This window comes from Enterobacter sp. BNK-14 (genome assembly GCF_047456095.1).
GTDB classification, from domain to species: domain Bacteria; phylum Pseudomonadota; class Gammaproteobacteria; order Enterobacterales; family Enterobacteriaceae; genus Enterobacter; species Enterobacter kobei.
This window is the reverse complement of the sequence record NZ_CP179897.1, coordinates 2,671,483-2,690,659: the sequence shown is the minus strand read 5'-3', so window position 1 is coordinate 2,690,659 and position 19,177 is coordinate 2,671,483. Positions and strand designations below refer to the sequence as shown.

Below are 19,177 nucleotides of genomic sequence, written 5' to 3'. Positions count from 1 at the left end.
CCCCATGGGAGAGGGAATATAGGATTACTCGTCGTGCTCTTCCCACGCCAGGGCGCGCTTCACTGCTTTCTTCCAGCCGCTGTAGCGGAAGTTGCGCTCGGTGGTTTCGATGCCCGGGCGGAACTCGCGTTCGATAACCGCTTTTTCCTGCAGCTCGTCCAGGTTCTGCCAGAAGCCTACCGCCAGACCGGCAAGATATGCCGCACCCAGCGCCGTGACTTCACGCACTTCAGGGCGCTCAACGCGGGTACCCAGAATGTCGGACTGGAACTGCATCAGGAAGTTATTCGCTACCGCGCCGCCGTCCACGCGCAGGGCGTGCAGGCGAATGCCGGAGTCTGCCTGCATCGCTTCCAGCACGTCGCGCGTCTGGTAGGCAATGGATTCCAGGGTGGCGCGAATAATGTGGTTCGAGTTCACACCACGCGTCAGACCGAAAATCGCACCGCGTGCATAGGGATCCCAGTACGGTGCGCCCAGGCCGGTGAACGCTGGCACCACGTACACACCGTTGGTGTCCTTCACTTTGGTTGCAAAGTATTCGGAGTCGAAGGCATCGCTAATCAGCTTCATCTCGTCACGCAGCCACTGAATAGATGCACCCGCCATAAACACCGCACCTTCCAGGGCGTAGTTCACTTCACCGCGAGGGCCGCAGGCGATGGTGGTCAGCAGGCCGTTTTCTGATTTCACCGCTTTCTCACCGGTATTCATCAGCATAAAGCAGCCGGTGCCGTAGGTGTTCTTCGCCATCCCTTCTTTGACGCACAGCTGGCCGAACAGTGCCGCCTGCTGGTCACCGGCGATACCGGCGATAGGAATACGGGTGCCGCCTTTACCGCCGATGTTGGTCTGACCGTAGACTTCTGAAGACTTGCGCACTTCAGGCAGCATCGCGCGTGGGATATCCAGCGCGTCCAGCATCTTGTCATCCCACTCCAGGGTGTTGATGTTGAACAGCATGGTACGCGAGGCGTTGGTGTAGTCGGTGACGTGAACGCGTCCCTGGGTCATCTTCCAGATAAGCCAGGTATCAACGGTTCCGAACAGCAGCTCGCCGCGTTTTGCACGCTCGCGTGAACCTTCCACGTGGTCGAGGATCCACTTCACTTTGGTGCCGGAGAAATACGGGTCAACCACCAGACCGGTGGCGCTGCGCACGTACTCTTCCATCCCGTCACGCTTCAGCTGTTCACAGATTTCTGAAGTACGGCGGCACTGCCAGACGATAGCGTTGTAGATAGGCTTACCGGTTTCGCGTTCCCAGACAATCGTCGTTTCACGCTGGTTGGTAATACCGATAGCGGCAATCTCGTCGGAACTGATATCGGCTTTCGCCAGTACTTCAACCAGCGTTGAGCTTTGTGAAGCCCAGATCTCCATTGGGTCATGTTCTACCCAGCCTGGACGAGGGTAAATTTGCTCAAATTCACGTTGAGACACGCTGACAATGTTCGCGTCATGATCCATTACGACAGCGCGGGAGCTGGTAGTGCCCTGGTCGAGCGCAACGATATATTTTTTTTCGGTCATGGTATGTGTCCCGTAGTCAGATTACAGCGAAGCTTTTTGTTGTGCGGTAGAAGTCGTTTCCTTCTCCTCTTCCACACAGGTGTCGCACGGTAAGTGGCGACCAATTAATTTGCGGTAGCTAAACGCGCCCAGCGCAGCCCCAACCACCGGCGCAAACAGCGGTACCAGGAAGTAAGGGATATCTTTCCCGCCAGTAAAGGCCACGTCGCCCCATCCCGCGATAAACGCGAAGGCTTTCGGTCCGATATCACGCGCCGGGTTCATCGCAAACCCGGTCAGCGGGCCCATGGATGCGCCGATCACCGCAATCAGCAGACCAATCAGCAAAGGTGCCAGCGGGCCACGCGGAATGCCGTTTCCGTCGTCGGTCAGCGCCAGGATAACGCCCATCAGAATAGCGGTAATCACCATTTCAACTGCGAACGCCTGCACAAAATTGATATGCGGGTTTGGATAGGTTGAGAAGATGCCTGCCAGATCCAGACTTTCGACGCTGCCGCGCACCATATGATGCGTCTGTTCGAAGTCGATGAAAAGATTGTAATAAAGCCCGTAAACTAACGCCGCTGCACAAAACGCGCCGGCAAACTGAGAAAGAATGAAGGGAACAACTTTGCGTCCGTCGAAGCACGCGAACAGCCACAGTGCGATAGTCACCGCCGGGTTAAGATGTGCACCAGAAACCCCTGCAGTCAGGTAGATGGCCATCGCCACGCCCAGACCCCAGATGATACTGATTTCCCACTGACCAAAACTGGCACCCGCCACTTTCAGTGCAGCGACACAGCCCACTCCGAAGAATATCAACAACCCGGTACCAAGGAACTCGGCAATGCACTGGCCTTTTAAGGTTGATGTCTGACTCATAATCGGAATCCTGAAGAAATTGATGTTTATTGTTAGCGTGGTCGCCCGTGACAGCCACGATGCCCTGTAGACATAGTGTTAATTTATCGTTAACGAGCAAAAACGAGAAATATCGAAATCAAAATGTGTGGTCTGCGTCAATAAAATGAGCGTTTTCGCGCCATAAAGCGCGTTTTTGCATCAGAAATGGAATGTGAGCTGAATCATTTCATTAACGAATGAGTTAACAACTTAGTGGTATATGCCGCGAACGCACCAGGACGAGACCGAAAAGTGTTGCAAACCGCGATCTGCGCGGCGTGTCGCTGGACACAGAGCGCCGCGCTCCATACAATCGATGGAATATGTCGTGCGCGTTTACGTTAAAGCGTCGCCTTGCAATTCAGGAGAGGTAGCATCATGTCTTTAGAAGTGTTTGAGAAACTGGAATCGAAAGTACAGCAGGCGATTGACACCATCACGCTGCTGCAAATGGAAATTGAAGAGCTGAAAGAGAAAAACAACAGCCTGGCGCAGGAAGTGCAGAACGCGCAGCACAGCCGCGAAGAACTGGAGCGTGAAAACAACCAGCTGCGCGAACAGCAGAACGGCTGGCAGGATCGCCTGCAGGCGCTGCTGGGACGTATGGAAGAAGTCTGATTCCCATTGCCCGAGGGACAAAAAAACCGCCACATTGTTATTGGCGGTTTTTTTATGATTTACGCTTACTGTTTTATTACTCAATATCCAGCGGATCTTCCGAAAGAATAATCCCGGTGTTATCAGCGTACAGATGGTCGCCGGAGAAGAAGGTCACGCCGCCAAAATTGACGCGGACGTCGCTTTCACCGATGCCGTCACCCGCTGCGCCTACCGGAATGGCCGCAATCGCCTGAATCCCGATATCCAGGTCTTCGAGATCGTCCACCTGGCGCACGGAACCGTACACCACAATGCCTTCCCACTCGTTCTGCACGGCAATGCCGGCCAGCTCTGCATCTATCAGAGCGCGACGCACGGAACCGCCGCCATCGACGACCAAAACGCGGCCACGACCGTTCTGTTCGAGCAGATCATACAGCAACCCGTTGTCCTCGAAACATTTCACCGTGACGATTTGTCCGCCAAACGACGACCGTCCACCAAAGTTGGAGAACAGCGGTTCAACGACGTTGACATCTTCCTGGTAGATGTCACAAAGCTCGGAGGTATCGTATTTCATAGGTTTACCGCTCAGTTGCTGCGAATGTGTTCAGTATATCGTGCTAAATGCGTTGTTGGCAAAATCATCAATTGTTAATTGATATTTGTCAGCTAACTGAGCGTCTGGCTTAAGACAATCCCAATGACGAACAACAGGTTAGTCAGCAGGGCGCCTTTTACCGTTCGTTCCAGCATCGGCGGCATCGCTGCCGGGCTAAGTTCACGCATGACGAAGCGGGCCTGCTTAATCAGCAGCGGCGCGGCGAGTATAAACAGCCAGCCCCATACGCTGTGCAGTGAGATCAGATTAAACAGTGCCAGACAAACCAGGGCACCAATCAGCAGGCAGGCATGATAGCGGCGCGCATTGACCGGCCCCAGACGTACCGCGAGCGTATTTTTACCGTTCTCACGGTCGCTGTCGATATCGCGCAGGTTATTGATGTTGAGTACCGCCGTCGCCAGCAGACCGCAGGCGGTTGCGGGCAGGAAAAGGGCAGGGATAACGGTATGCACCTGCAGGTACCAACTCCCCATCACGCTCAGCCAGCCGAAGAACACCAGCACGGAGATATCCCCGAGGCCAATATACCCGTAAGGACGCGTACCGACGGTGTAGGTAATGGCCGCGATAATTGCGAGCAAGCCCAGCACCAGGAAGCCGATGAAGTCGCTGGTGGTTTTCGAGGCGACCGTCACCAGTGCCAGACCCGATAAACAAATCAGTACCACGGTGATAATCAGCGCGCGCTTCATCTGTGCCTGGGTAATCACCCCTTTCTGCATCCCGCGCAGCGGTCCGATACGGTCAGGTTTGTCACTGCCTTTCACCGCATCACCGTAGTCGTTAGCGAGATTGGAGAGAATTTGCAGCAGCCCTGCGGTAATCAATGCCAGCGCAGCGACCAGAGGATCAAAATAACCTTGCCACCAGGCAAGTGCCGTGCCGACGATAATGGCGGCAAAGGCCAGAGGAAGCGTTTTAGGGCGTAGACTTTCGAGCCACGCCTGAGTACGGCTGATATCAGTCATAAGTAGTTAGCCAATAAAAATGGGGGCATTAGCCCCCATTAACGGTGATGAGAATGCAATAACCGCGATTATAGGATAAAACGGCTAAGATCTTCATCTGCCACTAACGCATCAAGATGTTTGCTCACATATTCAGCGTCAATGGTAATGGTTTGACCGTTAAGGTCGCTCGCATCATAAGAGATATCCTCCACCAGGCGTTCCAGCACGGTATGCAGACGACGCGCACCGATGTTTTCGGTGGTTTCGTTAACCTGCCACGCGGCCTGGGCGATACGTTTGATACCGTCTTCGGTGAACTCCAGGTTCACGCCTTCGGTCGCCATCAGCGCTTTGTACTGTACGGTCGCAGAGGCGTTTGGCTCGGTCAGGATGCGTTCGAAATCTTCGGTGGTCAGCGCCTGCAGTTCAACGCGGATCGGCAGACGACCCTGCAGTTCCGGGATCAGGTCAGACGGGCTGGCAACCTGGAACGCGCCGGAAGCGATAAACAGGATGTGGTCCGTTTTCACCATACCGTGCTTGGTGGAGACGGTGCAGCCTTCAACCAGCGGCAGCAGGTCGCGCTGAACGCCTTCACGGGACACGTCCGGGCCGGAGCTGTTGCCGCCGCGCTTACAAATTTTGTCGATTTCGTCGATGAACACGATGCCGTGCTGCTCAACCGCGTCGATAGCATCCTGCTTCAGCTCTTCCGGGTTCACCAGCTTCGCCGCTTCTTCTTCAATCAGCAGCTTCATCGCGTCTTTGATTTTCAGCTTACGTGCTTTCTGCTTCTGGCCGCCCAGGTTCTGGAACATGGACTGCAGCTGGCTGGTCATCTCTTCCATGCCAGGAGGTGCCATGATTTCTACACCCATTGGCGCGGCAGCAAGATCGATCTCAATCTCTTTATCATCCAGCTGGCCTTCACGCAGTTTTTTGCGGAATGCCTGACGCGCGGCAGACGGTTCAGCCTGCTGCTCAGCCTGGCCCCAGTTGTTTTTCGCCGGTGGGATCAGCACGTCGAGAATGCGCTCTTCGGCCATCTCTTCCGCGCGATAGCGGTTTTTCTCAATCGCCTGGACGCGCACCATTTTGATTGCCGAGTCGGTCAGATCGCGGATGATGGAGTCCACTTCTTTACCCACATAGCCCACTTCGGTGAACTTGGTAGCTTCGACTTTGATGAAAGGCGCGTTCGCCAGCTTCGCCAGACGACGGGCAATTTCGGTTTTACCGACACCGGTTGGGCCGATCATCAGAATGTTTTTCGGCGTCACTTCATGGCGCAGCTCTTCGTCAAGCTGCATACGACGCCAGCGGTTACGCAGAGCGATAGCCACGGAGCGCTTGGCGTTATCCTGGCCGATAATGTGTTTGTTCAGTTCGCTGACAATTTCGCGTGGGGTCATTTCAGACATGGGAGATCCTTACGCTTTGGAGGTCAATTCTTCGATGGTGTGGTTATGGTTGGTATAGATGCAGATATCACCTGCAATATCCAACGCCTTCACCGCGATATCACGTGCGTTCATGTCGGTATTTTCCAACAGCGCGCGGGCTGCAGCCTGGGCATAAGGGCCGCCAGAGCCGATGGCAATCAGGTCATTCTCCGGCTGAATAACGTCACCGTTACCGGTGATGATCAGCGAAGCGGTTTCATCGGCTACCGCCAGCAGCGCTTCGAGCTTGCGCAGCATACGGTCGGTACGCCAGTCTTTTGCCAGCTCAACGGCCGCTTTCACCAGATGACCCTGGTGCATTTCAAGCTTGCGTTCAAACAGTTCAAACAGCGTGAAGGCATCAGCTGTACCGCCTGCAAAACCGGCGATCACTTTGTCGTTATAGAGACGACGGACTTTCTTCACGTTGCCTTTCATGACGGTATTACCCAGCGTGGCCTGGCCATCACCGGCGATTACCACATGGCCGTTACGGCGTACACTTACTATTGTTGTCACGAGCAGACCCCCTGGTTACAAATTCGGGAAACAGAAGCCCTGAGCCTGTGCTCAGGGCTGAATTAAATGATAGATGGGGGAGATTTTGGGGGTTTCAACCCCCAGAGGCGAGTCGAATGCAGTTTGTGTGGCCGGCCACTTTCAAACGAGAAAGGGTGCCATCGGCGTTTTCTTTGCCTTTGACCGGGCCAATCACCACGCGGTTCCAGCCGTTATTGGTGGTAATGCGTGAATCAAACCCTTCAAATGCCAGCTGAGCACGCACGGTTTCGGCCTGCTCCGCACCTTTAAACGAACCGCACTGTACCATCCAGCGGCGTTCGTCTTTTTTCTCAGCCGTCTGCTTCGGCGCTTCGGTCTCTTTGGTGACCGGCGCAGCCTGCTGCGTTTTCGGCTGCTGTGCAGTGGTATGCGCTGGCGTCTGGAGCAGATCCTGATACGGCTGAGCCGCCTGTTTTTGCGGCTGTGCTTTTGGCTGCTGCTGAACAGGCTGAGATTGTACCGTACGCGTCTGCTGCTGCGGTTGCTGGTAAGGCTGTGCCTTCGGCTGCTGTACCGGCTGAGTTTGCGTCCACTGCTGCTGCTGTTGCTGCTGAATTTGAGCCTGGCGCTGACGCTGCAACTGCAACGTTTGCTGACGCTGCGCTGGCGTTTGTTCATTCCATGGCACTTCGTTCAACTGCGTCGGCTGCTGGCGCATATCGGCCTGCATTTGTGCCAGCAACTGGCGCTGCTCGTCCGTCAGTTGATCGGCATTCTTCACTTCACCACCGGCAGAGGGCTCGGTAGGCGCACGCACGCCAGGCTGGCGGCTTTCCAGCTCTTTGATATAGCGCCAGCGCTCTTCAGGTTTCGGAGGAAGGCCATTACCGGCCACTTTACTGGCCTGAAGCGCCTCGGACTCTTCCTTTTTATGGTGCGTGATGAAGTACAGACCACCAATAAAGGCGACGACAACAGCCGCAGCAATAGCGACCATTGCTGGCGAGACAGCAGGCAGGCTACGTTGCTTTTTCCTTGAGCTACTCTTTTTGCGTCGCGAAGGTGCCGGCTGGCCGCGACGTACATAATCTCGTTGTGCCACTATCGTTTCGCTGTATTTATTCGTTCGTCAGCCCGCCATGTTACTTAAGCGGCGGGGCTTTGACCAGATAAGGGTGTCCTAAAGACGTTTACGTTAAGTCAATGCCTGGGTAGAGCCCCGGACTATCAGTTCGCAGTCCAGCAACCGCGAGCCGCTGCTAACTGTTTGACCGTGAAGCTGATCCAGCAGAAGCAGCATCGCTTCGCGACCGATTTGATAGCGCGGTTGCGCGACCGTTGAGAGCGGCGGATCGCAAAATTCTGAAAGCGAAATATTATCGAATCCGATGATGGATAAATCTTTCGGTATGCGCAGGCCGCGGCGTTTGGCGTACGATAACGCGCCCAGCGCCATCACGTCGCTGTGACAAAATACGGCGGTTGGCGGTTCAGGCAGGTCCAGAAGCTTCTCCAGCGCCTGGCCACCGGCTGCGAAGGTAAAATCACCGCGGGCAATGTAGTGCGGATCGACGGTAACGCCAGTACGGCGCAGTGCCTGAACGTAGCCCTGCAGGCGGTAGTGGCACAGCGGCATTTCTTCTGGCCCGGCAATACAGCCAATGCGCTTATGCCCCAGCTCCTGAAGATAGTTCACCGCGTTGAATGCGGCGGTGAGGTTATCGATATGGACCGTCGGTAGCTCCAGTTCAGGGGCAAACTCATTGGCCATGACCATCGGCGGTAAATTGCGTTGTTCTTCGATGCTGGCGTCAAACGGCAGGCGCGAGCCAAGCAGCAGCATGCCGTCGATCTGCTTGGTAATAATGAGGTCGATAAAGGTTTTTTCCTGCTGGTTCTGATGGGCGCAGTCGCCAATCAGAACGAGGTAGCCTTGTTCCGCCGCCGTCACTTCGATACCGCGGATAATCTCACTGAAGAAGGGATCGCAGATGTCCGGCACAATCACAAGGATTGTGCGTGATTCATTGCGTTTGACGTTGCGCCCCATCGCCTGTGGGAAATAACCCACTTCAAGCGCAGCCTGCTCTACCCGGTTGCGGGTCGCCTGGGAGACTTTATCCGGGTTCATTAATGCGCGGGACACGGTTGCCGTTGAGACTTGTGCTTTCTCGGCAACGTCTTTCATGGTCGCCGTGGCAACCTCTTTCCTGGACTTCAACGTCTTCTCCTCGCCTGAACACCGAACTTCTGACATCACCATTTTTACAGATAGTTAATGGAATCGGTTACAGAATTTTCATAAAAAGTGTGAGGAGCGTTAAATTTTTCGATCCGTCTTCAGCCTTCGATGGGATCGACGTCCAGCACCCACTTCACTTTACGTGCTTCAGGCAGGGTGTTGATCAGCGCCAGCGTGCCGCTAACAATGTGCTGTAAACGGATCCGCGAAGGATGCTGGAGCAAAATTTGCCAGCGGAAACGTCCGCCGCGTTTCGGCGCCAGCGCCGGTACCGGACCCAGGATCCACAGCTGATTATCCACCAGGGGGCTGGCCTGCAGGAGATTTCTCAGCTGCTGCAGGAAAAGCGGTGCCTGCTGGTTGTTATGATCTTCCGCGCGGATGATGACGTGGCTGGTCCACGGCGGCAGCTGCATGGTCTGTCGTTCGGCCAGCGCCTGCTCGGCAAAGGCGTCATAGCCTTTGTGCAGCAGGGTTTGCAGCAGCGGGTGCTCAGGGTGGTGCGTCTGCAGAACCACTTCGCCCTGTTTGCCTGCGCGCCCTGCCCGTCCGGCCACCTGGGTATAGAGCTGGGCAAAACGCTCGGCCGCGCGGAAATCCGCAGAGAACAGCGCGCCGTCCACGTCCAGCAGGGCGACCAGCGTGACGTCCGGGAAGTGGTGTCCTTTTGCCAGCATTTGGGTACCAATCAGAATGCGCGCCCCGCCGCGATGTACTTCCGCGAGCTGCTGTTCCAGCGCGCCCTTGCGGCTGGTGGTGTCTCTGTCGATACGAGAGATTGGAACGTCAGGGAAGAAGGGCGCCAGCGCCTGCTCAAGCTGTTCCGTTCCTAGTCCGACCGGCACGATATGCGTTGACCCGCACGATGGACACTGGCGCGGCACCGGACGCTGGCTGTCGCAGTGGTGACAACGCAGGTGGCGCTGTGCCTGATGGAAGGTGTAGTAGTGGTCACAGCGTGGGCATTCCGCAATCCAGCCGCAGTCGTGGCACAGCAGGGCGGGTGCAAATCCGCGGCGGTTGAGGAACAGAATCACCTGGTTGCCCGCCTGCAAATGCTGACGCATGCGGGTAATCAATGCGGGTGCTAGCCCGGCCTGAACCTGCTGACCTTTTAGATCGAGCACGTGCTGAATGGCCGGACGGGCATTCCCGGCACGACGCGTCAGACGCAGCATATGATATTTGCGCTGGCGCACGTTGTGCAGGGTTTCGAGCGCAGGGGTGGCGGAGCCAAGAATAATCGGAATTTGCTCGCTGTGGGCGCGATAAACTGCCAGATCGCGGGCATGGTAGCGCCAGCCTTCCTGTTGCTTATAGGAGCTGTCGTGCTCTTCGTCGATCACGATCACGCCAAGATTTTTAAACGGCGTAAACAGCGACGAGCGGGTGCCGATCACAATCGCCGCTTCGCCATTTTTCGCTTTCAGCCAGGCGCTGAGGCGTTCGCTGTCGTTCAGACCGGAGTGCAGGACCTCAACCGGCGCGTTAAAGCGCTCGCGGAATCGAGCGATGGTTTGAGGGGTTAAGCCAATTTCCGGCACCATGACCAGCGCCTGTTTGCCCTGCGCGAGCACGTTTTCCAGCACGCTCAGATACACTTCGGTCTTACCGGAACCGGTGACGCCCGCCAGCAGCCAGGCAGAAAAATGGTCCGAGGCGCTGTGAATGGCGCCGACCGCGGTGGCCTGCTCGGTATTCAGGCGCAGACGATCCCCTGAAACGGAGAAGCCGTCGCGCCAGTCGTGAAGGGCTGGGGCCTGGCTTGCCAGCTCGCTCAGACCTTTCTTTCTCAGGGCCTGTAAAGCGGCTTCGCTCACCTCAAGTTCGTCGACCTGATGCCGCCAGATGTTACCCTGGCGCAGAGCGGCCAGCGCCTGCTGCTGTTTCTGCGATCGTTTGAGGCTATTAATGTCTACGGCCTGCCCTTGCTCGGTGGCAAACCAGTACCACATCGGCGCATGGCTGGCGCTCTTACCCTGGCGCAGCAGGATAGGCAGGGCGTGGAACAGGACATCCCCAATCGGATGATGGTAGTAATCAGCCGCCCACAGTAGCAGTCGCCAGGTGTTGGTGGAGTAAACCGGTTCGCTGTCCAGTACCTCAATGACCGATTTCAGCTCATTAAGGGGGAGTTCGCTTTTATCGCTGACGGAAACAACGATCCCCACACGCTGTTGTTTGCCAAACGGCACGGTCACGCGACAGCCCGCTTTGGCGCTCATGCTGTCGGGCAGCAGGTAGTCAAAGGTGCGGGGAAGCGGAACGGGCAGGGCAACGTGAGCGACGGGCATCGAATCTTCCTGACTTGAAAAGTGGCGCGTTAGTATACACATTAGTGAAAGCGGCGTGCGGATCAGTTTGCATACGTTGGTCAAATTCTGTATGATTCGCCGCCTTTGGTGTACTTTACGCCAAAGAACTTACATTCAACATCGCGTGGTGTCTGGCGTTAGGGCTGGAAGAGCGACGCGGCCTTAACTGAGGTTCTCCCATGAAAAAAGATATTCACCCGAAATACGAAATGATTACTGCAAACTGTTCTTGCGGTAACTCTATCCAGATCCGCTCCACCGTGGGTCACGATCTGAACCTGGACGTGTGCGGCAAATGCCACCCGTTCTACACTGGTAAGCAGCGTGATGTTGCAACCGGTGGCCGTGTTGACCGCTTCAACAAGCGTTTCAGCATCCCGGGCGCTAAATAAGTTTCCCGAAAAAAAGGCACCGCAAGGTGCCTTTTTTGTATCCGCTTCTCAGTATTCCCACGTATCCGGGTCAATACCCAGTTCACGCATGATCACCTTCGCCTCTTCCGGGATTTCGTCGCTACGCTCTTTGCGCAGATCGTCATCGTTCGGCAACGGTTGACCGGTAAACGCATGCAGGAACGCTTCGCACAGCAGTTCGCTATTGGTCGCGTGACGCAGGTTGTTCACCTGACGACGCGTACGTTCATCGGTGAGGATCTTTAACACCTTCAGAGGAATGGAAACCGTAATTTTCTTTACTTGCTCACTCTTCTTACCGTGCTCAGCGTATGGGCTGATATATTCGCCGCTCCATTCAGCCATGAGATACCTTTAATCCTCTCAGTCATTAATCTAAAGGTGCAAACCGGTCACTGCCCGTTTTGAACCGTAATCTTGCGTAGTTTACCGTAGAGACGATACCGTGGCACGGATATTGCCGCTGCAGCGTGCACTAAAGCATATAATTTTAACGGCTATTTGCGCATTGCTCAATCTATACGCAAAGAAGTTTAGATGTCCAGATGTATTGACGTCCATAATTTGAATGTTTACTCTGGTGCCTGACTTTTCACCTCATTCGCCAGGAAGCCCTCACCATGACGCGTAAACAGGCCACTATTGCAGTGCGTAGCGGATTAAATGATGACGAGCAGTACGGCTGCGTTGTCCCGCCGATTCATCTTTCCAGTACCTACAATTTCACCGGATTTAATGAACCCCGCGCGCACGACTACTCGCGTCGTGGCAACCCTACGCGTGATGTGACCCAGCGTGCGCTGGCCGAGCTGGAAGGGGGCGCAGGGGCCGTATTGACCAACACCGGGATGTCTGCGATTCACCTGGTGACGACCGTGTTCCTGAAGCCGGGAGACCTGCTGGTCGCCCCGCACGACTGCTATGGCGGCAGCTATCGCCTGTTTGACAGCCTCGCAAAACGCGGCTGCTATCGCGTGCTGTTTGTCGATCAAAACGACGAACAGGCGCTGAAACAGGCGCTGGCAGAGAAACCAAAGCTCGTTCTGGTGGAAAGTCCAAGCAACCCATTGTTGCGCGTTGTCGATATTGCGAAAATTTGTCAGCTCGCAAGGGATGCGGGAGCGATAAGTGTAGTGGATAATACGTTCCTCAGTCCGGCCCTTCAGAACCCACTCGCACTGGGTGCTGATCTGGTATTGCATTCATGCACTAAATATCTGAACGGCCACTCTGACGTGGTAGCGGGCGTGGTGATTGCAAAAGATCCCGACGTTGTCACGGAACTGGCATGGTGGGCCAATAACATTGGCGTCACCGCCGGGGCGTTCGACAGCTACCTGCTGTTGCGCGGCATCCGTACGCTTTCTCCGCGTATGGAAGTGGCGCAGCGCAATGCCCAGGCCATTGTCGATTTCCTGAAAACCCAGCCGCTGGTGAAGAAGCTTTATCACCCGTCGCTGCCGAAAAACCAGGGGCACGAGATTGCCGCGCGCCAGCAGAAAGGGTTTGGCGCGATGTTAAGTTTTGAACTGGACGGCGACGAGCAAACGCTGCGTCGCTTCCTGAGCGGGCTGTCATTGTTTACGCTGGCGGAATCATTAGGTGGGGTTGAAAGCTTGATCTCCCACGCCGCAACCATGACGCACGCCGGTATGGCACCGGAAGCACGTGCCGCCGCCGGGATTTCCGAGACGCTGCTGCGTATCTCGACCGGTATTGAAGATTCTGAAGATTTAATTGCCGATCTGGAAAATGGCTTCCGGGTCGCAGCCAAGGGGTAATCATGAGTGTGATAGCGCAGGCAGGGGCGAAGGGTCGTCAGCTGCACAAGTTTGGTGGTAGTAGTCTTGCTGATGTGAAATGTTATCTGCGCGTTGCAGGGATCATGACGGAGTATTCACAGCCGGGTGACATGATGGTTGTCTCCGCGGCGGGCAGCACCACCAACCAGTTGATTAGCTGGCTGAAACTGAGCCAGACCGATCGCCTTTCTGCGCATCAGGTGCAACAGTCCTTACGCCGCTATCAGAGCGAACTGATTGCTGGCCTGCTGCCAGCGGACGTTGCCGACGGGCTGATCAGCGCTTTTACGCACGATCTTGAACGTCTGGCGGCCCTGCTGGACAGCGGGATCACCGACGCGGTGTATGCCGAAGTGGTGGGCCACGGTGAAGTGTGGTCTGCACGTCTGATGGCTGCCGTGCTGCAACATCTGGGTGTGGATGCCGCCTGGCTCGACGCCCGTGATTTCCTCCGCGCCGAACGCGCCGCACAGCCGCAGGTGGATGAAGGGTTATCCTATCCGCTGCTGCAACAGCTCCTGGTGCAGCATCCCGGCAAACGTATTGTTGTCACCGGCTTTATCAGCCGCAGCAACGCGGGCGAAACCGTGCTGCTGGGCCGTAACGGTTCTGACTATTCAGCAACGCAAATCGGTGCGCTGGCGGGCGTATCCCGCGTGACCATCTGGAGCGACGTGGCCGGCGTTTACAGCGCGGACCCGCGTAAAGTGAAAGATGCCTGTTTGCTGCCGCTGCTGCGTCTCGACGAAGCCAGCGAGCTGGCGCGTCTGGCCGCGCCGGTACTGCACGCGCGCACGCTGCAGCCGGTGTCCGGCAGCGATATAGACCTCCAGCTGCGTTGCAGCTATACCCCGGATCAAGGCTCTACGCGTATCGAGCGCGTGCTGGCGTCCGGTACCGGGGCGCGTATTGTCACCAGCCACGACGACATCTGTCTGATTGAGTTCCAGGTGCCCGCGGGCCAGGATTTCAAGCTGGCGCATAAAGATATCGACCTGGTGTTAAAGCGTGCCCAGGTGCGTCCGCTGGCCGTTGGCGTGCATAACGACCGCCAGCTGCTGCAGTTCTGCTATACCGCTGAAGTGGCGGACAGCGCCCTGAAGATTCTGGATGAAGCGGGCCTGCCGGGCGAGCTTCGCCTGCGTCAGGGGCTGGCGCTGGTGGCGATGGTGGGGGCGGGCGTCACCCGTAACCCGCTGCATTGCCACCGCTTCTGGCAGCAGCTGAAAGGCCAGCCGGTTGAATTTACCTGGCAGTCAGAAGAGGGCATCAGCCTGGTCGCCGTGCTGCGTAAAGGGCCAACCGAAAGCCTGATTCAGGGTCTGCACACCTCCCTGTTCCGCGCGGAAAAACGCATCGGCCTGGTGCTGTTTGGTAAAGGCAACATCGGTTCCCGCTGGCTGGAGCTGTTCGCCCGTGAGCAGGTGACGCTTTCGGCACGTACCGGGTTTGAATTCATTCTCGCAGGCGTGGTGGACAGCCGCCGCAGCCTGCTGAATTACGAAGGGCTGGACGCCAGCCGGGCGCTGGCCTTCTTTAACGATGAGGCCGTCGAGCAGGATGAAGAGTCGCTGTTCCTGTGGATGCGCGCGCACCCGTATGACGATCTGGTGGTGCTGGACGTCACCGCCAGCGAACAGCTTGCCGATCAGTATCTGGATTTCGCCAGCCACGGTTTCCACGTTATCAGTGCCAACAAGCTGGCGGGGGCGAGCAGCACGGATAAATACCGTCAGATCCACGACGCGTTTGAAAAAACAGGCCGCCACTGGCTGTATAACGCCACCGTTGGGGCGGGCCTGCCGGTTAACCACACCGTGCGTGACCTGATTGAAAGCGGCGACAGCATTCTGGCGCTGAGCGGGATCTTCTCCGGCACGCTCTCCTGGCTGTTCCTGCAGTTTGACGGCACCGTACCGTTTACCGACCTGGTGGATCAGGCGTGGCAGCAGGGCTTAACCGAGCCTGACCCGCGTGTTGACCTCTCCGGTAAAGACGTGATGCGTAAGCTGGTGATTCTGGCGCGCGAAGCGGGTTACGACATCGAACCGGATGCCGTCCGCGTCGAGTCCCTGGTGCCTGCTGGCTGTGAAGAAGGGTCTGTGGACCATTTCTTTGAAAATGGTGAAGAGCTTAACGAGCAGATGGTGCAGCGTCTGGAAGCGGCGAACGAGATGGGACTGGTGCTGCGCTATGTGGCGCGTTTTGAGGCCAACGGTAAAGCCCGTGTCGGCGTCGAGGCGGTGCGACCTGACCATCCGCTGGCGGCGCTGCTGCCGTGCGATAATGTCTTCGCGATCGAAAGCCGCTGGTACCGCGATAACCCGCTGGTGATCCGTGGCCCGGGCGCGGGGCGCGATGTCACCGCCGGAGCGATCCAGTCCGACATCAACCGTCTGGCTAAGCTGCTGTAACGTCTACATTTCCCTCTCCCTGTGGGAGAGGGCCGGGGTGAGGGCATCGGACCGCGCTCACCCCATCATGAATTTCCTTCATCTTCCCTGAGCAAACCTCACCGTTATTGTTGATTATTTATGTTGACGTCCCTCCGCTTTTCCGTCATTTTTACATCTGGACGTCTAAACGTATAGAAGTTCACAATACAACAAACAATGACACGCGACAGATAGAGGTAAGGTATGAGCTTTTTTCACGCCAACCAGCGGGAAGCACTGAATCAGAGCCTGGCCGAAGTAAACGGCCAGATTAACGTCTCTTTTGAATTTTTCCCGCCGCGCACCAGTGAAATGGAGCAAACCCTGTGGAGCTCTATCGATCGCCTGAGCAGCCTGAAGCCAAAGTTTGTCTCCGTGACCTACGGTGCGAACTCCGGCGAGCGCGACCGCACGCACAGCATCATCAAAGGCATTAAAGACCGTACCGGTCTGGAAGCTGCGCCGCACCTCACCTGTATCGACGCCACCCGTGACGAGTTACGTGCCATTGCCCAGGACTACTGGAACAACGGTATCCGTCATATTGTCGCCCTGCGCGGCGATCTGCCGCCGGGAAGCGGTAAGCCGGAAATGTATGCCGCCGACCTGGTCGCGTTGCTGAAAGACGTGGCCGACTTTGATATCTCCGTCGCCGCGTATCCTGAAGTTCATCCGGAAGCGAAAAGCGCCCAGGCGGACCTGCTCAACCTGAAGCGTAAAGTGGATGCGGGTGCCAATCGCGCGATTACCCAGTTCTTCTTTGATGTGGAGAGCTACCTGCGTTTCCGTGACCGCTGCGTTTCCGCGGGCATCGACGTCGAAATTATCCCGGGAATTTTGCCGGTCTCTAACTTCAAACAGGCGAAGAAATTTGCTGATATGACCAACGTGCGCATTCCGCTGTGGATGTCCAAAATGTATGAAGGGCTGGACGATGACCCGGAGACCCGCAAGCTGGTGGGCGCTAACATCGCGATGGACATGGTGAAGATCTTAAGCCGCGAAGGGGTGAAGGATTTCCACTTCTACACGCTCAACCGCGCGGAAATGAGCTATGCCATCTGTCACACCCTGGGCGTTCGTCCGGCATAAAAAAATAGAAAGCCCTTATAAAATGAGGGCTTTTTAATCAAACAGATAGTTAAAAGGTATTAACTATCGAATCTGTGGATTATTTCAACTATATCTTATTGCTAGTGGTGTATATCGTAACGGTAACACTGTACAAGGGAGCATAGCGATGAGCACGTCAGACGAGACCAATAACGCAGCATCAGCCGGCAAATGCCCGTTCCATCACGGCGGCGCCGATCACAGCGCGGGAGCAGGTACAAGCAGCCGTGACTGGTGGCCAAAGCAACTCCGCATTGACCTTCTTAACCAACATTCCAACCGTTCTAACCCGCTGGGTGAAGACTTCGACTACCGCAAAGAATTTAGCAAACTCGACTACTCTGCCCTCAAAGGCGATCTCAAAGCGCTTTTAACCGACTCTCAGCCGTGGTGGCCTGCTGACTGGGGCAGCTATGCTGGCCTGTTTATTCGCATGGCGTGGCACGGCGCGGGTACTTATCGCTCCGTTGATGGACGCGGCGGGGCAGGACGCGGTCAACAGCGTTTTGCACCGCTGAACTCCTGGCCCGATAACGTCAGTCTGGATAAAGCGCGTCGTCTGCTGTGGCCCATCAAGCAAAAATATGGGCAAAAAATTTCCTGGGCTGACCTGTTCATCCTGGCGGGGAACGTGGCGCTGGAAAACTCCGGTTTCCGCACCTTTGGTTTCGGTGCCGGTCGTGAAGACGTCTGGGAACCGGATCTGGACGTGAACTGGGGCGATGAAAAAGCCTGGCTGACCCACCGTGACCCGGAAGCGCTGGCGAAGCGTCCTCTGGCCGCAACCGAAATGGGCCTGATCTACGTTAACCCGGAAGGGCCAAACGCCAGCGGTGAACCACTGTCCGCGGCGGCAGCCATCCGCGCGACCTTTGGCAATATGGGCATGAACGACGAAGAGACCGTGGCGCTGATCGCCGGTGGTCATACGCTCGGTAAAACCCATGGCGCAGGTGAAGCCACACATGTGGGCACCGACCCTGAAGCCTCACCGATTGAAGCGCAGGGCCTGGGCTGGGCGAGTACGCACGGTACAGGCGTTGGTGCAGATGCCATTACGTCCGGTCTGGAAGTTATCTGGTCACAAACTCCGACCCAGTGGAGCAACTACTTCTTCGAGAACCTGTTCAAATATGAGTGGGTCCAGACCCGCAGCCCGGCAGGTGCCATTCAGTTTGAAGCCGTGGATGCGCCAGAAATTATGCCGGACCCGTTCGACCCGTCGAAAAAACGCAAACCAACGATGCTGGTCACCGACCTGACGCTGCGTTTTGATCCGGAATTCGAGAAAATTTCTCGCCGCTTCCTGAACGATCCGCAGGCTTTCAACGAAGCCTTTGCGCGCGCGTGGTTCAAACTGACTCACCGCGATATGGGCCCAAAAGCGCGGTACATTGGTCCGGAAGTGCCGAAAGAAGATCTGATCTGGCAGGATCCGCTGCCTCAGCCGGTGTTCAATCCTTCGAAAGAAGACATTGAAAGCCTGAAAGCGGAAATCATTGCCTCGGGTCTCTCCGTGAGTGAGCTGGTTTCCGTTGCCTGGGCGTCTGCATCGACCTTCCGCGGTGGCGACAAGCGTGGCGGCGCCAACGGTGCGCGTCTGGCGCTGGCGCCTCAGCGCGACTGGGATGTTAACGCCGCTGCCGTACGTGCATTACCGGCTCTGGAAGCCATCCAGCGCACCACCAATAAAGCCTCTCTGGCCGATATCATCGTGCTGGCGGGCGTGGTAGGCGTTGAGCAGGCGGCGAAAGCGGCAGGCGTTTACGTTACCGTACCGTTTACGCCGGGCCGCGTGGATGCGCGCCAGGACCAGACGGATATCGAGATGTTTAACCTGCTCGAGCCGATTGCCGATGGCTTCCGCAACTACCGTGCGCAGGTGGATACGTCAACCACCGAATCACTGCTGATCGACAAAGCGCAGCAGCTGACGCTGACCGCACCCGAACTGACGGTTTTGGTCGGCGGTCTGCGCGTACTCGGGGCAAACTTCGATGGCAGCAAGAATGGCGTGTTCACCGACCGTGAGGGCGTGCTGAGCAATGACTTTTTCGTGAACCTGCTGGATATGAATACCCAGTGGAAGGCGACCGACGACTCAAACGAGCTGTTTGCCGGTAGCGATCGCGCCAGTGGCGAAGTGAAATACACCGCGACCCGCGCGGACCTGGTGTTCGGTTCAAACGCCGTCCTGCGCGCGCTGGCTGAAGTCTACGCCAGCAGCGATGCACACGAGAAGTTTGTGCGTGATTTTGTTGCCGCCTGGGCGAGAGTGATGGATTTGGATCGGTTTGACGTGAAGTAACCAGTATGCC

The 19,177-nt window shown here is 56.5% G+C and carries 16 protein-coding genes; 6 read left to right on the top strand and 10 right to left on the bottom strand.

Annotation, left to right across the window (positions count from 1 at the left end; all coding sequences use genetic code 11):
- Window positions 1-24: 24 nt before the first annotated feature.
- A complete protein-coding gene (gene glpK / locus ACMGGM_RS12855; protein ID WP_014885706.1) occupies window positions 25-1,533 on the bottom strand; it encodes a glycerol kinase GlpK in 1,509 nt (502 codons plus the stop codon).
- 21 nt (window positions 1,534-1,554) lie between these two features.
- Entirely contained in the window at window positions 1,555-2,400 is an 846-nt protein-coding gene (locus ACMGGM_RS12850; protein WP_014885705.1) for an MIP/aquaporin family protein, read from the bottom strand.
- 399 nt (window positions 2,401-2,799) lie between these two features.
- Between ACMGGM_RS12850 and zapB the strand changes: the two genes are divergently transcribed.
- Window positions 2,800-3,039 carry a septal ring assembly protein ZapB gene (zapB, locus tag ACMGGM_RS12845; RefSeq protein ID WP_008501806.1) on the top strand — a complete coding sequence of 80 codons (240 nt, stop codon included), beginning with the start codon at window positions 2,800-2,802 and terminating at the stop codon, window positions 3,037-3,039.
- Between the two features lie 76 nt (window positions 3,040-3,115).
- Here the strand turns inward: zapB and rraA are convergent, their stop codons facing one another.
- The 7 genes from rraA to priA form a co-directional block, all read right to left on the bottom strand.
- Window positions 3,116-3,601, bottom strand: coding sequence for a ribonuclease E activity regulator RraA (gene rraA, locus ACMGGM_RS12840; RefSeq protein WP_014885702.1), 486 nt, complete (start codon window positions 3,599-3,601; stop codon window positions 3,116-3,118).
- A 92-nt stretch (window positions 3,602-3,693) separates the two neighbouring features.
- Window positions 3,694-4,614, bottom strand: coding sequence for a 1,4-dihydroxy-2-naphthoate polyprenyltransferase (gene menA, locus ACMGGM_RS12835; RefSeq protein WP_014885701.1), 921 nt, complete (start codon window positions 4,612-4,614; stop codon window positions 3,694-3,696).
- Window positions 4,615-4,682: 68 nt separating this feature from the next.
- Window positions 4,683-6,017, bottom strand: a complete 1,335-nt coding sequence (gene hslU / locus ACMGGM_RS12830) for an HslU--HslV peptidase ATPase subunit (protein WP_010436948.1) — start codon at window positions 6,015-6,017, stop codon at window positions 4,683-4,685.
- Between the two features lie 9 nt (window positions 6,018-6,026).
- The gene (gene hslV / locus ACMGGM_RS12825; protein ID WP_008501802.1) at window positions 6,027-6,557 is read right to left on the bottom strand and encodes an ATP-dependent protease subunit HslV; all 531 of its coding nucleotides are present in this window, start codon (window positions 6,555-6,557) and stop codon (window positions 6,027-6,029) included.
- Between the two features lie 94 nt (window positions 6,558-6,651).
- Window positions 6,652-7,641 carry a cell division protein FtsN gene (gene ftsN, locus ACMGGM_RS12820; protein ID WP_014885700.1) on the bottom strand — a complete coding sequence of 330 codons (990 nt, stop codon included), beginning with the start codon at window positions 7,639-7,641 and terminating at the stop codon, window positions 6,652-6,654.
- A gap of 93 nt (window positions 7,642-7,734) precedes the next feature.
- Window positions 7,735-8,760 carry a DNA-binding transcriptional regulator CytR gene (gene cytR, locus ACMGGM_RS12815; RefSeq protein WP_014885699.1) on the bottom strand — a complete coding sequence of 342 codons (1,026 nt, stop codon included), beginning with the start codon at window positions 8,758-8,760 and terminating at the stop codon, window positions 7,735-7,737.
- Window positions 8,761-8,879: 119 nt separating this feature from the next.
- Window positions 8,880-11,075 (bottom strand): primosomal protein N', encoded by a 2,196-nt coding sequence (gene priA, locus ACMGGM_RS12810; protein ID WP_045134874.1) that lies wholly within the window; start codon window positions 11,073-11,075, stop codon window positions 8,880-8,882.
- Window positions 11,076-11,275: 200 nt separating this feature from the next.
- Between priA and rpmE the strand changes: the two genes are divergently transcribed.
- Window positions 11,276-11,488 (top strand): 50S ribosomal protein L31, encoded by a 213-nt coding sequence (gene rpmE, locus ACMGGM_RS12805; protein WP_003862040.1) that lies wholly within the window; start codon window positions 11,276-11,278, stop codon window positions 11,486-11,488.
- A gap of 48 nt (window positions 11,489-11,536) precedes the next feature.
- Here the strand turns inward: rpmE and metJ are convergent, their stop codons facing one another.
- Window positions 11,537-11,854: a met regulon transcriptional regulator MetJ gene (gene metJ, locus ACMGGM_RS12800; protein WP_006179183.1), complete on the bottom strand. Its 318-nt coding sequence runs from the start codon at window positions 11,852-11,854 to the stop codon at window positions 11,537-11,539.
- A gap of 275 nt (window positions 11,855-12,129) precedes the next feature.
- Here metJ and metB point away from each other — a divergent pair, with 275 nt between their 5' ends.
- The 4 genes from metB to katG all read left to right on the top strand — a co-directional run bounded on the left by metB (window position 12,130) and on the right by katG (window position 19,167).
- Window positions 12,130-13,290, top strand: coding sequence for a cystathionine gamma-synthase (metB, locus tag ACMGGM_RS12795; RefSeq protein WP_045134875.1), 1,161 nt, complete (start codon window positions 12,130-12,132; stop codon window positions 13,288-13,290).
- Between the two features lie 2 nt (window positions 13,291-13,292).
- Window positions 13,293-15,725, top strand: coding sequence for a bifunctional aspartate kinase/homoserine dehydrogenase II (locus ACMGGM_RS12790; protein WP_023338878.1), 2,433 nt, complete (start codon window positions 13,293-13,295; stop codon window positions 15,723-15,725).
- Between the two features lie 225 nt (window positions 15,726-15,950).
- Window positions 15,951-16,838, top strand: a complete 888-nt coding sequence (metF, locus tag ACMGGM_RS12785) for a methylenetetrahydrofolate reductase (RefSeq protein ID WP_023331596.1) — start codon at window positions 15,951-15,953, stop codon at window positions 16,836-16,838.
- Between the two features lie 148 nt (window positions 16,839-16,986).
- On the top strand, window positions 16,987-19,167 hold the full coding sequence (katG, locus tag ACMGGM_RS12780; RefSeq protein WP_023331595.1) for a catalase/peroxidase HPI: 2,181 nt from the start codon (window positions 16,987-16,989) through the stop codon (window positions 19,165-19,167).
- Window positions 19,168-19,177 lie beyond the last annotated feature (10 nt).